Origin of the sequence: Paenibacillus sp. FSL K6-1230 (assembly GCF_038002385.1) — a bacterium.
GTDB classification, from domain to species: domain Bacteria; phylum Bacillota; class Bacilli; order Paenibacillales; family Paenibacillaceae; genus Paenibacillus; species Paenibacillus massiliensis.
In genome coordinates this window covers 5,821,771-5,835,781 of record NZ_JBBOCK010000001.1, presented here as the reverse complement: position 1 = coordinate 5,835,781, position 14,011 = coordinate 5,821,771, and the positions used below count along the sequence as shown (strand labels likewise).

Annotated in this window: 13 protein-coding genes; 12 read left to right on the top strand and 1 reads right to left on the bottom strand. The window is 53.4% G+C overall.

Annotated features, from left to right (window positions below; all coding sequences use genetic code 11):
- The first annotated feature begins 23 nt into the window (after positions 1-23).
- The 9 genes from MKX74_RS25860 (at position 24) to MKX74_RS25820 (ending at position 9,815) form a co-directional block, all read left to right on the top strand.
- On the top strand, positions 24-1,142 hold the full coding sequence (locus tag MKX74_RS25860) for a sirohydrochlorin chelatase (RefSeq protein ID WP_341180220.1): 1,119 nt from the start codon (positions 24-26) through the stop codon (positions 1,140-1,142).
- Complete coding sequence (gene cobK, locus MKX74_RS25855) at positions 1,139-1,903, top strand: precorrin-6A reductase (protein WP_018884069.1); 765 nt, start codon at positions 1,139-1,141, stop codon at positions 1,901-1,903. Before MKX74_RS25860 ends, cobK begins: the two co-directional genes overlap by 4 nt.
- A 74-nt stretch (positions 1,904-1,977) precedes the next feature.
- Positions 1,978-2,622: a precorrin-8X methylmutase gene (locus MKX74_RS25850; RefSeq protein ID WP_018884070.1), complete on the top strand. Its 645-nt coding sequence runs from the start codon at positions 1,978-1,980 to the stop codon at positions 2,620-2,622.
- A gap of 40 nt (positions 2,623-2,662) precedes the next feature.
- Positions 2,663-3,835, top strand: coding sequence for a cobalt-precorrin-5B (C(1))-methyltransferase (locus MKX74_RS25845; protein ID WP_341180219.1), 1,173 nt, complete (start codon positions 2,663-2,665; stop codon positions 3,833-3,835).
- Positions 3,836-3,996: 161 nt separating this feature from the next.
- Positions 3,997-5,217: a precorrin-6y C5,15-methyltransferase (decarboxylating) subunit CbiE gene (cbiE, locus tag MKX74_RS25840; RefSeq protein WP_341180662.1), complete on the top strand. Its 1,221-nt coding sequence runs from the start codon at positions 3,997-3,999 to the stop codon at positions 5,215-5,217.
- A 231-nt stretch (positions 5,218-5,448) separates the two neighbouring features.
- Complete coding sequence (gene cobI, locus MKX74_RS25835) at positions 5,449-6,162, top strand: precorrin-2 C(20)-methyltransferase (protein ID WP_018884073.1); 714 nt, start codon at positions 5,449-5,451, stop codon at positions 6,160-6,162.
- A complete protein-coding gene (gene cobM / locus MKX74_RS25830; RefSeq protein ID WP_018884074.1) occupies positions 6,159-6,962 on the top strand; it encodes a precorrin-4 C(11)-methyltransferase in 804 nt (267 codons plus the stop codon). The genes cobI and cobM overlap by 4 nt, the downstream gene beginning before the upstream one ends.
- The gene (locus MKX74_RS25825) at positions 6,955-8,238 is read left to right on the top strand and encodes a cobalt-precorrin 5A hydrolase (RefSeq protein ID WP_341180218.1); all 1,284 of its coding nucleotides are present in this window, start codon (positions 6,955-6,957) and stop codon (positions 8,236-8,238) included. The genes cobM and MKX74_RS25825 overlap by 8 nt, the downstream gene beginning before the upstream one ends.
- Positions 8,235-9,815 carry a cobyrinate a,c-diamide synthase gene (locus MKX74_RS25820; RefSeq protein ID WP_341180217.1) on the top strand — a complete coding sequence of 527 codons (1,581 nt, stop codon included), beginning with the start codon at positions 8,235-8,237 and terminating at the stop codon, positions 9,813-9,815. Before MKX74_RS25825 ends, MKX74_RS25820 begins: the two co-directional genes overlap by 4 nt.
- Before the next feature lie 253 nt (positions 9,816-10,068).
- On the opposite strand, the gene MKX74_RS25815 is transcribed toward MKX74_RS25820, so the two are convergent.
- Positions 10,069-10,518, bottom strand: coding sequence for an AbrB/MazE/SpoVT family DNA-binding domain-containing protein (locus MKX74_RS25815; RefSeq protein WP_018884077.1), 450 nt, complete (start codon positions 10,516-10,518; stop codon positions 10,069-10,071).
- 577 nt (positions 10,519-11,095) lie between these two features.
- Here MKX74_RS25815 and MKX74_RS25810 point away from each other — a divergent pair.
- The 3 genes from MKX74_RS25810 (at position 11,096) to MKX74_RS25800 (ending at position 13,898) form a co-directional block, all read left to right on the top strand.
- On the top strand, positions 11,096-11,734 hold the full coding sequence (locus MKX74_RS25810) for a ThuA domain-containing protein (protein WP_018884078.1): 639 nt from the start codon (positions 11,096-11,098) through the stop codon (positions 11,732-11,734).
- Between the two features lie 114 nt (positions 11,735-11,848).
- Positions 11,849-12,226, top strand: a complete 378-nt coding sequence (locus tag MKX74_RS25805; RefSeq protein ID WP_341180216.1) for a phasin family protein — start codon at positions 11,849-11,851, stop codon at positions 12,224-12,226.
- Position 12,227: 1 nt separating this feature from the next.
- Positions 12,228-13,898 (top strand): ABC1 kinase family protein, encoded by a 1,671-nt coding sequence (locus MKX74_RS25800; protein WP_018884080.1) that lies wholly within the window; start codon positions 12,228-12,230, stop codon positions 13,896-13,898.
- The last annotated feature ends 113 nt before the right edge of the window (positions 13,899-14,011 follow it).

Below are 14,011 nucleotides of genomic sequence, written 5' to 3'. Positions count from 1 at the left end.
CCTGAGAGGAGAGGGAAGACTGAATGAATGCAATATTACTGATCGGACATGGAAGCCGCGACCCGGAGGGGAATGAGCAGCTACTTGCCTTTGCGGAGGCGATCGCAGCCAGAGTACCGGATACCTGTGTGGAGACGTGCTTCCTGGAGCTGACTCGTCCCACGATTGCAGAGGGTGTCACGGCTTGCGTGAATCGGGGAGCGACCCGCGTTGTACTAATTCCGATTATTCTGTTCGCGGCAGGACACGCGAAGATTGATATTCCGATGGCAATCGATCGAGCGAAGGCAAAATACCCTGAAGTGGAATTCGTGTACGGAAGACCGATTGGAGTACATGAGAAGATTGTGCGTATTCTGGAGACTCGTCTGGAAGGAGCTGCAGCGGTACTTACCGCTGGAAACGAGCTGTCTGGCGGGACGTCAACCGCAGTAGCAGATGTGGCAGCTGAGGATACTGCCGTGCTGGTGCTCGGGCGAGGAAGCAGCGACCCGGATGCGAATAGTGACTTTTATAAAATTACCCGTATGCTGTGGGAGAAGCTCCCGTACAAATGGGTGGAGAGCAGCTTCATCGGCGTGACGCAGCCGTCCTTCCCGGAAGGGCTTGAGCGTTGCTTGCGCCTCGGTGCCAAGAAGATTATTGTACTGCCTTACTTCCTGTTCACAGGCGTCCTGATCAAGCGTATTCAGGAGATGACGCTGGAATTCGCTGAAGCGAATCCTGATACCGTTGTAGAGATGGGTGATTACTTCGGCTTCCATCCGCAGCTGGAGGAGCTGGTGCTGGAGCGTGCAAATGAAGGGCTGAATGGACGAGTGATGGCCAACTGTGACAACTGCCAGTTCCGCTTGATTGCTCAGGAGCATCATCATCACCATCACCACCATGATCACGACCATGACCATGACCATCATCACGATCACGATCATCATCATGACCACGACCATGGTCACCACCACGATCATGATCATCATCATCATAGTCACGGGCATCACCAGGATCAACACGCGCACGGGCACGATCATGACCACCATGACCACAGTCACGACCATGATCATGAGCATGATCATAATGAGCACCACCATGAGGACCATGCGGCGAAGAAGCAGCTGTCTGGTTCCGGGGGGAATCGAGCATGATCTTTATGCTGTGTGGCACAAGTGATGCCAGAGAGCTGGCGCTAAGCATTCAGGCTGCCGGATATGACGTGCTGACTTCTGTGGTTACCGATAGTGCAGCTACAACGCTCAGGGAGGCAGGCTTGTCGGTACGGACGGGTAGACTGACGGCTGATGAGATGGGGGCACTGGTAAGAGAGCATGGAGTACGTGTTATCGTGGATGCAAGTCATCCCTTTGCCGAAGAGGCCCATCGACAGGCCATAACCGCTGCGCAGGAGCAGCAGATTCCATATATTCGCTATGAGAGAGCAGGGCTGGTATACGACAATCACCCGTTGCTACATGTAGTTCCTACCTATGAAGCGGCAGCAGAGGTTATAGACCGCATGAAGGGCTCAGTCATGCTGACTACGGGCAGCAAGACATTAGGAGTATTCACGAAGCGACTGCTGTCAGACCCTGATATTCGCCTGGTTATTCGGATGCTTCCTCGCCAGGACAACATGGAGAAGTGTGCTGAGCTAGGTGTCGAGCAGAAGAATATTGTTGCCATGCAGGGGCCATTCTCGCGTGAACTGAATGAGGCGCTATATCGACATTTCGGAACGACGATCATGGTGACGAAGGAGAGCGGCAAGACTGGAGCGGTGGACGAGAAGGTGCAGTCGGCGTTGGAGCTGGGCATTCATGTGGTATTAATTGCACGGCCTGAGGTAGACTTTGGGACGGTATTCGATCATTATGAAGGGGTGTTAACGGCACTGTCTGAGCTATTTTAGCCTTAATTTTCATATTTCAAATTTGCCGCGCAAGTCATGTACAACAATCAAAGTTGGGTAAAGGAGCGGGATGAATGGATTTCAAGACAGAATTTAAGCCATTAACGGTGCAGCCTCAGGAGATTGAGGGCAAAAGCTTTGAGATGATTACCGAGGAGCTGGGCGAGCATCCTTTCACAGAGGAGCAATACCCGGTTGTACAGCGGGTCATCCACGCTTCGGCTGATTTTGAGCTGGGACGGAGTATGGTGTTCCACCCGGATGCGATTACCGCAGGGATTCGTGCCATTCAGGCAGGAGAGCCACTGGTAGCCGATGTACAAATGATTCAGGCGGGTATTAGCAAGGATCGTCTTGCCCGTTTCGGTATGGACGTTAATGTATATATTTCTGACCCGGATGTCATTGAAGAGGCGAAGCGACTCAATACGACCCGCGCCATCATCTCGATGCGCAAGGCGATCAAGCGTGCGGATGGTGGGATCTATGCAATCGGTAATGCGCCTACAGCGCTGCTGGAGCTGATCCGTATGGTCAAGGAGGGCGAAGCGAAGCCAGGGCTGATTATCGGCATGCCAGTGGGCTTCGTATCCGCTGCAGAGTCCAAGGATGAGCTGCGCAAGTTGGACATTCCATATATTACGAATATCGGACGCAAGGGCGGCAGTACCATTGTCGTCGCGGCAGTGAACGCCTTGTCCCTCATGGCAGTACGTTGATCCAGGTCTGCATGCCTTGTGTCTTAAAGGAGGAATAGCGATGGAGAAGGGAGCAGCAGCGAGCGGCGAAGGTCGCCCCAGACGTCCCAAGAATGGAGAGGCACCTGCACCGGACAAGCCGATGCGCTCTGGGTTCACCACCGGGGCTTGCGCGGCGGCAACGGCCAAAGGAGCAACCGAACTGCTCGTCACAGGCCAGGTGCCGCAGCATGCTGTCATTTGGCTGCCGGCTGGCTTTGACCACCAATTCGAGCTGATCGACCAGCAGCTGGAGGGTGGCAGTGCGACCTGTGCCACGATCAAGGATGGCGGCGATGACCCGGATGCCACGCATCTGGCCAAGATCGTAGCTACGGTAAGCTGGCGGGACGAGCCTGGCATTGAGCTGGACGGTGGTATTGGTGTAGGAAGGGTGACGAAGCTCGGTCTACCTGTGCCAGTGGGCGAGGCGGCGATTAATCCAGTGCCGCGTCGCATGATTACTGAAGCCGTCAAGCAGGTGCTGGACGAGTACGGTGTGGAGACTGGCGTGAGGGTCGTCATCAGCGTGCCTGCTGGTGAGGAAATCGCCCTCAAGACCTTGAACGCGCGGCTCGGCATCCTCGGCGGGATCTCCATTCTGGGTACTCGGGGAGTTGTCGTGCCGTTCTCTACCAGCGCATACATGGCGAGTGTTGTGCAGGCCATCTCTGTCGCACAGGCATCAGGCTGCAAGGAGATTGTGCTGACCACGGGAGGAAGAAGCGAGAAGTATGCGATGGATATGTATCCTCATTTGCCAGAGGAGGCCTTCATTCAGATGGGGGAATTCGTTGGATTCTCCATCAAGCACGGCAAGCGTCTTGGCATGGAGAAGGCGACGCTCGTCGGGATGCCAGGCAAGCTATCCAAGGTAGCCCAAGGTGTCATGATGGTTCACTCCAAGAGTGCACCTGTGGATTTCGCATTTCTGGCTGAAGCCGCCCGCGAGGCGGGAGTATCCCCGGAATTGGTGGAGGCTGTGGCGGGAGCGAATACCGCTTCCCAGGTAGCGGAGATGATGGTGCAGGCGGAGTGCTACAGTTTCTTTGAGACGCTGTGCAGCTATGGCTGTCGCCATTGTCTGGAGCATGTTGGCGGTGGTCTGACGGTGGGCATGGTCCTTGTTGCTATGGATGGAACCTTATTGGGTAAGGCAACCGTCAGTGATCCCGACAGCGGTACGACTGAGTAGGTTGATTCAATAGATTGACTCGATAGATTAATTCAGTAGATTAATTCAATACTTAATGGATAGTGCGACCAAATAGATCCAGTGGGTTGAAAATGAAGGAGAGGCAGAGCAAATGCCTGGCATCGGCTCTGCCTGTCCTTGATGTACAAGAGTGGGGGGCAATGATGAACAAGATTAAGGTGATCGGAGTCGGGGAGTGTGGAGCCTCCAGCTTGACGGATGAGCTCATTCATACGATACATAAAGCCGATCTATTGGTCGGCGGAGAGCGTCTGCTTTCTTTTTTTCCTGAGGCTAAGGGAGAGCGTGTAGTGTTAAAAGGTGGACTCGCAGCTGTCGTGGAGCGACTGGCTGAGCTTGCTGAGGGCCAATCGGCGGTTGTTCTGGCATCTGGGGACCCGCTGTTCTTCGGAATTGCGGGATATCTGTCTTCCCGTCTCGGGAGAGAGCGTCTGGATATCCTTCCGCATCTCAGCTCCGTTCAGTTGGTGTTCGCCAAGCTCGGCGAGAGCTGGCAGGATGCTCAGCTTGAGAGCCTGCATGGTCGGCCGATACAGGGTTTGGCTCAGCGCCTGGATGGCCGGGCGAAGATCGCACTGCTCACAGATGACGTGAACACACCATCCGCACTCGCCGCCTATCTGCTTCATTTCGAAATGAACGAATATGAGGCCTTTGTAGGAGAGGATCTGGGCGGGCCTGATGAGCAATTTACGCACTGGTCACTTGCGGATATGGCCGAAGCTGAATTCGGACCACTGAACGTAGTGGTGCTGCGACGACTGAAGGACACACCTCCGGCCCGTGTCGGGTTCGGCTTTGCGGACGAGGAATTTCACCAGCGCAAGCCGGAGAAGGGCCTGATTACAAAGCGAGAGGTCCGTGTCTTTAGTCTGTCCGAGCTGCGGTTATCGGAGCGAAGCGTCGTCTGGGATATCGGGGCAGGCTCTGGCTCCGTCGCCGTGGAGTGTGCTCGCCTTGCGAAGTATGGGCAGGTATTTGCCATTGAGAAGAATGAAGGTGACCTGCAGAACGTCGAAGCGAACAAGATCAAATTCAGAACGGACTTTCCGGTAATTCATGCCAAGGCACCAGAGGGGTTGTCCGAGCTTCCTGACCCGAATGCAGTCTTCATTGGAGGCAGCGGCGGTGAGCTGAAGGAATTGATTCATCTGTGCGGAGAGCGTCTGCAGAGCGGCGGACGCGTCGTGGTGAACGCAGTGACCATTGAGACACTCCACGATGCTATGAAGAGTATGCAGGAGGCAGGCCTTGCCCCTGAGGTGACTTTATTGCAGACCGCGCGCAGCAAGCCGATTCTGAATATGACCCGCTTCGAGGGTCTGAATCCGATCTACGTGATTACCGGAACGAAGTCCTAACCCTGACAGAATATAATTTAAGGTTACATGTTCTGGCGAGCATCGTCGTTAGTGGAAAGCAGGGAAGTCCTAGAGAAACGAAGTGCCCGCATTGAAGCTTGCTGTTCAACCGTTAAAGGCACCATTTACGCAACGAAGCAGTCGCACAACGAAAGAGCACACGGATAACAGTGTATCATCAAGCGAAATTCATGCCGTGCAAGCATGGCTGAACAGATAGGAGAGAGTGGAATGGATGCAGTGACAGGCACACTGTACGGTGTCGGTGTGGGACCCGGCGACCCGGAGCTGATTACGGTCAAGGCGTACCGGATGCTACGTGAATGCGAGGTCATCGCATACCCGAAGAAACGAATGGGCGGCAAATCCTATGCCCACGAGATTGTGGAGCTATATGTGAATCCGTCTGAAAAAAACATGCTCGGTCTGGTATTTCCAATGACCAAGGACCCGGCGGTGCTGGAGCGGGAATGGAATAAGACGGTAGCCCTGTGCTGGGAGGAGCTGAGTCAGGGGAAGGATGTTGCCTTTGTAACCGAGGGAGATCCTAATCTCTACAGCACCTTTATTCATTTGGCGAGGCTGATGCGAGAGCTTCATCCTGAGGTGCCTATCGTGTCAATTCCGGGGATTTCCTCGGTACTGGGAGCAGCCGCAGCTCTGGAGCAGCCGCTTGCTGACGGGGATCAGCAGGTAGGGATCATTCCGGCTACTGATAATCGTGAGGATATGCGCAGAGTCATAGAGCAGCATGATACGGTCGTCTTCATCAAGGTAGCCAAGGTGCTCGACCTGATCCTGGATGTATTGGAGGAGCTACAGCTGGGTGATCGGGCCTCGGTCATCACGAAGGTGACGTCTCCGTATGAGATGGTATGGCGTGACGCGCGCGAGCTGCGCGGTCAGGAGCTGGAATATCTGAGTCTGATGGTGGTGAGCAAATGAGTGCGAATGTGCTGAGTCCAAAGGTGTATATCGTGGGTGCGGGTCCTGGTGATCCAGAGCTGATTACGGTCAAAGGCATGCGGATTCTGTCTCAGGCGGATCTCGTGCTCTACACCGATTCTCTTGTGAATGATGAATTAATAGCCAAGGCAAAGCCGGACGCGGAGGTATTGCATAGCTCTGGTATGGATCTGGAGCAGCAGGTAGAGCTCATGGTGAAGGCTGTACAGGCTGGGCGCAGTGTAGCGAGAGTGCACACAGGCGATCCTGCAATGTATGGCGCGATTCTGGAGCAAATGGTGCTGCTCAAGCAAGCCGGGGTTACCTATGAAATTATCCCGGGTGTGAGCTCTGTATTCGCTTCAGCAGCGGTATTGGGAGCTGAATTAACAGTGCCCGATCTGACGCAGACCGTCATTCTGACCCGTGCTGAAGGACGGACGCCTGTTCCTGAGCGGGAACGATTACGCGACCTGGCAGCTCACCATTGTACGGTGGCCTTATTCCTTAGCGCAACACTGGCGAAGAAGGTCGTTGCCGAATTCTTAGCTGCAGGCTGGAGTGAGGATACCCCGGTGGCTGTCGTACAGCGGGCGACGTGGCCTGATCAGAAGATCGTACGTACGACGCTGGCGCAGCTTCCCGCGGATCTGCGAGCTGCCGGAATTACCATGCACGCTATGATTCTGGCAGGCTGGGCGCTTGATCCAGGCCTGACGGACAAGGACGCGCATCGCTCCAAGCTGTATGATCGATCCTTCACGCACGGCTATCGCAAGGGAGTGAAGCCTGGTGAGTAACCCTTTTGCCGTTGTTGCCATTACGAAGCACGGTGTGGAGATGATGCGCGATCTGGGTGCGCGTTTTCCAGGGACAGATGTATACTACATGGCCAAATTCGCACGCGGAGATGAGGAGGAGCTCGGCATTCAGATGTTCGAGGGCTCTGTCCGTCTCATTCTGGGTGATCTGTTCAAGCGGTACAACGGCATCATTCTGTGTATCTCGCTTGGCGCGGTCGTACGGATGATTGCTCCGCTGCTGGTTGATAAAAAGGTCGATCCTGGCGTCATCGTGATTGATGATCGCGGTGAGCATGTGATCAGCGTGCTCTCTGGCCATCTGGGCGGTGCCAATGAGCTGACGCGTCAGGTGGCTGCAGTGCTGGGTGCTCGTCCGGTCATTACGACGGCTTCGGATGTACAGGGCACCATTCCGGTCGATCTCTTCGGGAGGGAGCTGGGCTGGACGATTGATAGCTTCGATAAGGCCACGCCAGTAAGCGCCGCCGTCGTGAATGAGGAGCCTGTGGCATTAATCCAGGAGACAGGAGAGAAGAATTGGTGGCGATATGATAAGCCACTACCTTCGCATATCCAGATCTACAGCAGCACAGCCGAGGCATCTTCGACCTCCTTCTCAGCAGCATTGGTCATTACAGATCGACTGTTGGATGAGACGGAGCAAGCGCGTTATATGAGCAACGGAGTGCTGTATCGTCCCAAGAGCCTTGTCGTCGGCATCGGCTGTAACCGGGGAACACCAATGGAGGAGCTGGAAGAGGCGCTGCTGGAGACACTGCAAGAGCTGAAGCTATCCATAAATAGTGTCCGCAATCTGGCAACCATTGATCTGAAGAAGGATGAGGAGGGGCTGCTGGCCCTATGCGCCAAGTACGGCTGGGAGCTGACAGTCTACACGCCTGCCGAGCTGAATACAGTGACATTGCCTCATCCTTCGGAGACAGTCTATAAGTACACTGGAGCTTATGGCGTCTGCGAGCCGGCTTGTCTACTGTCCTCCGGGGCAGATGGCTGGCTGCTGGAGAAGAAGAAGAGCGGGAATCTGACACTGTCAATCGCGCGCATTCCTTTTCCGGACGAGCCGAATAGTGTGAGCGCGAATGATGCTAATGTCGGGAACAGTGCGAATGATGGGAACAGTCTCAACGGTAGGAACAGTATAAATGGCCAAAGCGGCGTAACCCAAGCGACCAACGTGATTAACACAACCAACGCGATTGACGCCACCAGCGCAATGAAGACAGATGACAAGCAGCCGGAGGATCGCACATGATGCATGCATCAGGTAGCTTGAAGCGGCCACGACTGGTCATCGCGGGAACTGGCAGCGGAGCAGGGAAGACGACGATTACGCTGGGCTTGATGCGGGCATTTGCAGACCGTGGCTTGCAGGTACAGGGCTTCAAGTGCGGACCGGACTACATCGACCCTACTTATCATACGGCTGTTACAGGCAGGCCCTCCCGCAATCTGGACAGCTGGATGACCTCTTCGGAAGATGTTCACAATACCTTCTGTCGCGTATCCGAAGGATCAGATCTGTCCATCATTGAAGGTGTCATGGGGCTCTACGACGGCAAAGACCCGAGCTCCAACACAGGCTCTACGGCGGAAATCGCCATGCTGACGGACACGCCTGTCCTGCTGGTCGTGGATGTACGTAGTATGGCACGCAGCGCAGCAGCTATCGTACTGGGCTTCCAGCAGCTGGAGCCAGGGCTTCGGATTGCAGGTGTCATCGTCAATCGCTGTGGCAGCGCCGGGCACTATAAGATGGTGAAGACGGCGATCGAGCAAATGTGTGGTATACCTGTGCTGGGCTGGCTCCCGCGTGATGAACAGCTTCATGTACCCGAGCGGCATCTGGGGCTGGTGCCAGCTGTAGAACGTGGGGAGCTGGAGCCACTGTTCCAGCAGATGGCAGCCAGAGTCGCAGAAGGCGCGGATCTGGACAAAATATTCGAGCTGGCCTGCGCGGCTTCCCCGTTGGACCCTCAACAGCAGCAGCTGTCCCATGCTGACGGCATGACTGTTGAGGATATCCCGCGCTGGAGCGCACAGGAAGACCAGCAGGGCTCGGTAGAGGATACGCCAAATCACACACCAGGCACAGGGCAGAAGGTCAGCAGCGAGTCGTCCATAAATAGGGGCAATCTCCTTCAACAGAACCTGGGAGCAGAGAGTACAGTTCTCGCTTCGTGCTCTGAGCGGCCTGTCATTGCGGTGGCTCGCGATGCGGCATTCAACTTCTACTATGAGGACAATCTGGAGCTGCTGCAGGTGGCTGGAGCAGCCATCGCTTACTTCAGTCCACTTGCAGGTGAGCGTATTCCAGAAGCGGCAAGCGGGGTATATCTCGGCGGTGGCTTCCCAGAGGAATTCGCAGCGGCTATTGCCGCCAATCATACCTTCCTGGAGGATCTGCGCCGTGCGGCTAAGCAGGATATGCCGATATTCGCTGAGTGTGGAGGCTACATGGTACTGGCTCGAACTCTGACGGACCGCAGTGGTCAACAGCATACTATGGCGGGGCTGATTCCAGCCGATGTGCGCATGCAGGAACGACGCGCAGCACTGGGCTACCGTGAAGCAAAGGCGCTCCAGGATTGCTTGCTGCTCAAGGCTGGAGAGACGCTAAGGGGGCATGAGTTCCACTACTCGGTCATGAGCTTCGAGGAGGAGACATACTCTTTTGCCTATGAGACCAAGGGACTGCGAGGCAGCACCCGGGAAGGCTACGCCTCGGGCCGACTGATGGCTGGCTACACGCATATTCACTTGGCCTCCCATCCTCCTGCAGCAGGTCGGTGGGTTGAAGCATGTGCAGCCTTTGCAGCGGCTAATCAGTAGATGCTACAGCCTTATCCTCTAACAAGACTCTTCACTTGTAGCGGCCCTACACTTATATTGGATTTGATTAAGGTACGCGATGCTCGGTGTAGGCACCATCATGCTGATACGACAGCAAGACGTCGTGGGCACAATCATTACACCGCGCGTGCCCCAAAAATAGTAGCGGAGGCCTGTCCATAAGGGATCAGCCTCCGCTATTTGTGTTCCTGTATTGTATTTTCATTCAAACGGCCATTACAGCAGGATTCAGTTACATGAGTTTTTTTAGCTGCGAAACTCTTCCTTGACTAATGCCGAGCATGGAGGCCAGTTGCTTTTGCGATGAATGAGGGTGTTCTTGCATAAGCTGCTTCATCTTGGCGAGGATGTCGTCTGTACGCCGGTATGATTTCTTGACCGGTGCAGCAGTTGGAGAGGGGACAGCGACGGGACCAGGAATGGGTACGGGCTGATGCTTAGCTACCTTGAGCTCTGCAGCACAATCGTTGCAGATAAATTGGTCCTTGTAATAGGTGTTGGTGTCCAATGATCCGCAAAAGGTGCAGTTCGTGGACTTGTACTTACGCAGCATTAGTGTCTTGTCTTCAATGAAGAATTCCAGCGGGTCACCAATCTCGATCTCCATCGTCATACGCATTTCTTTGGGAAGTACAATTCGCCCCAGGCTATCCAAGGGCCGGGTCATTCCAGTCCTCTTCATGTGGTAACCTCCAATTTTTAATTTCAGTATTTTGCATAGATCAGGCAACAACATACACAGAATTTAACCAGAATTGACGACATACAGCCTACTCATTCCATCGTGGAATAGCTCCTAAAACGATTTATGCAAAATACATATTGCCTGATGCTCTAAGAGTATAACACAGTAAAACGCTTTATTTGGTTTTGAATTTCAATATTGCACGTGTAATTATTATATAAAATATGAATATAAATGTCAGTATGTCCTTTATTAATCTTTTTTTAAATTTTATAAACAGATCATTTCATAATAAAGCAACTTTTTCATGCTATATGATAGGCATATTTCTTTTTTGGGTATCATTTTGGTATGAGCCTGCTGTATCCCCTCCCATTCACTTCATTATGAAATGGTTAACAACAATTGTGTAATGTGGCTGAATATTAAACTTATTTAATCCTATCTTCCAAAAAAGGAGTTCTCAATTCGTGTGTGGAACTGTACTGTGTAGTGACCCAAAGGAATTCAAGATCAGGATGCAACTTAAGCAGAGTCTAACCGAAAAGATAAGCTTGCATGAAGGGAGACACTCATGAGCAAACGTAAGGCACTTCTAATAGGTGATTATACATATCCCGAATTTCATCCGTTGCAGGGGATTGATGAGGAGCTTAGCTCTATTTTACAGTCGTTGCTGACTGTACAATGCAGTGAGAATCGTAAAATGCTGTTGAAGGAGAATATAGCGGCCTTCGATCTGTGTATTGCTTATACGGATAATCGAAAAGATGCCCTGTCACCCCAACAGACCTCCGGTCTGGCTTCCTATGTGAGTGGTGGCGGTGGATTGCTTGTTATTCATAATGGCATTACCCTGGGGCAAAATTATGAGATTGCCCAGCTGATCGGGGCTCGCTTCAAGCGTCACCCTGCTTATGCGAAGCTGGACTTCAAGGTAGCTTCACCTGAGCATCCGATTATGGAGGGGATTGCGGATTTTGAGATGGAGGAGGAGCCGTATCGCTTCGAATTCGACCCCTTTACCCCCAAGACAGTCCTGCTGGAATACGTGCATGAAGGAGAGTCATGGCCTGCGGCATGGGCACAATCCTACGGGCTGGGTCGAGTGGTGTATATGATGCCTGGGCATCATCAGCCATCCTTCCAGCATGAACCCTATCGCCAATTGCTGCTGCAGGCTGCCAAGTGGGCAGGTCGTCTGCCAGGATAACGAAGCCGGGTTCGGCTATTGCCGTTTTTGGATTTGGAGTAATTCACGGTATAATATTCCCATCCGGATGAAGCATGTATGGCTGCCGGTCTAACAGCGCAGGGAGGAATAATCATGAGCGACTTGTTGAAGAGAGCAATTTCGTTGGGTTGGGGCCTCACAGTGGTTAGCAAGGAGAAGGTAGAACGTATTGTGGATGATCTGGTCAAGCGTGGGGAATTGGCTCCGACGGAATCCAAGGCCCTGATTGAGAGGTTAATGAGCCGTGGAGAAGAGGACCTGGGCCATGTCAAGACACTGGTTCGAGAGCAGATTGCCCGTGGGCTGGAGGAGCTGGATGTCCCGTCTCAGAAGGATATTCGTACTCTTGAGCAGCGTATAGCGGTGCTGGAGAGTCAGATAGCTGAGCTGAAGCAGGGGCAGCCGCTGACTACTGCGGAAGCAGCTGTGGCACCAGAGGTACCGGTGGCGGAAGAGAAACGGTCGGAGTAACATGGCTGTTCGCGTAAGGCATGCTGGTCGTTATCGTGAGATCGCCATGGCGCTGGTGCGTCATGGCTTTGGTTATATGGTTGAGGAATTAGGACTGGTGCACATTCTGACATTGCCGCGCAAATGGTTGACTCGGGAAGAACCTACGACGAAGACGCTAGGTGAGCGGATTCGGCTACTGCTGGAGGACCTGGGCCCGGCATTCATCAAGCTGGGGCAGCTGGCGAGTACTCGCGCTGATCTTATTCCGGCTTCCATTGTTCAGGAATTGACCAAGCTACAGGATCAGGTGCCTCCGTTCTCTCACGAGACAGCGAAGGGAATTTTGGAGCAGGAGCTGAATATGCCACTGCATGACATGGTGTCCTGGTTCGAGGATACACCACTGGCAGCTGCTTCTATTGGGCAGGTTCATTTGGCGAGGCTCCACAGTGGTGAAGAGGTAGCTATTAAAATTCAGCGTCCAGGTGTGGATCGAATCATCCGCCGAGATCTGGATATCCTACGAGATTTCGTGGGACTGGCTGCCAAGCGCTGGGTATGGGTCGAGCAGTACCAGCTACCACAGATGGTGGAGGAGCTGGGCAAATCGCTCATTCATGAGCTGGATTATAGTCATGAAGCGCGAAATAATGAGAAGATCGCGATGCATTTTCCAGAGGACCCGGATGTCCATATTCCCAAAGTATTCTGGGAGTTCACAGCCTCGCGCATCCTCACCATGGAATATGTGGAGGGGATTAAGCTCAGCGATCGTGAAGAGCTGATTCGTCAGGGCTATGATCTTCCCGAGATCGCGCGTAAGCTGGTCAACAGCATGTTCCAGCAGATCTTCATGGATGGCATCTTCCATGCCGATCCTCATCCAGGAAATCTGATGGTGATGGAATCGGGGAAGCTGGCCTATATGGATTTTGGCATGGTAGGTCGGCTTAGTGAGGAGATGAAGAGTCAGCTCGCTGCCTTGATTATCGCCTTGATGCGCAAAAATACGGATGCCATGATTCGGGCGATCGAGAAGCTTGGACTGATTGATGAGGATGCAGACATCCGAGGGCTGCGCCGGGATCTCAATCTGCTGCGGGAGGAATATGGTGATGTCCCGTTCGCCCAGATTCGGCTTGGACAGGCAGTGGATGATCTGTTCAGCGCTGCACGCAGGCACCGGATCGGTATTCCATCCGATGTGCTAATGCTCGGTAAGGCGTTGCTGACGATGGAAGGCGTCATTGCCAATCTCGATCCCAGTCTCAGCATTCTGGACATGGCAGAGCCATTCGGGCGCAGACTTTTGAAGGAGCGCTATAGCACCCGCAATATCGGGGATAAGGTATTGGGCGGGGTCCTTGAGCTGGCTGAAGCACTGACTCAGCTACCGGGTCAGGCCAGACAGCTAGTCACTACAATGAGTAAGGGCAAGCTCAAGCTGGAGGTCACGGTACCTGAGCTGGAGCAGCTGCTGCGACGGCTGGATCAGATTAGCAATCGGCTATCGTTCAGTATCGTGCTGCTGGCCTTTAGCATTATTATGGTGGGGCTAATCATCGGTTCATCCCTGACGCATCAGACGACGGTCTTATGGAATGTTCCGGCTATTGAGGTGGGCTTCATAGTAGCCCTGCTGATGTTCGTATTTCTTCTGTATTCGATATTCAAATCAGGCAGATTCTGACCACGCTGTGGCTCAGGGTTTGTCTGATTTTTTTTGTAGCATGGGCCTGGACTCAGGAAAGTTTCAGTTTATACCTGTATAGATGAAGAAATGTAGAGAGTTTTCATTTAATA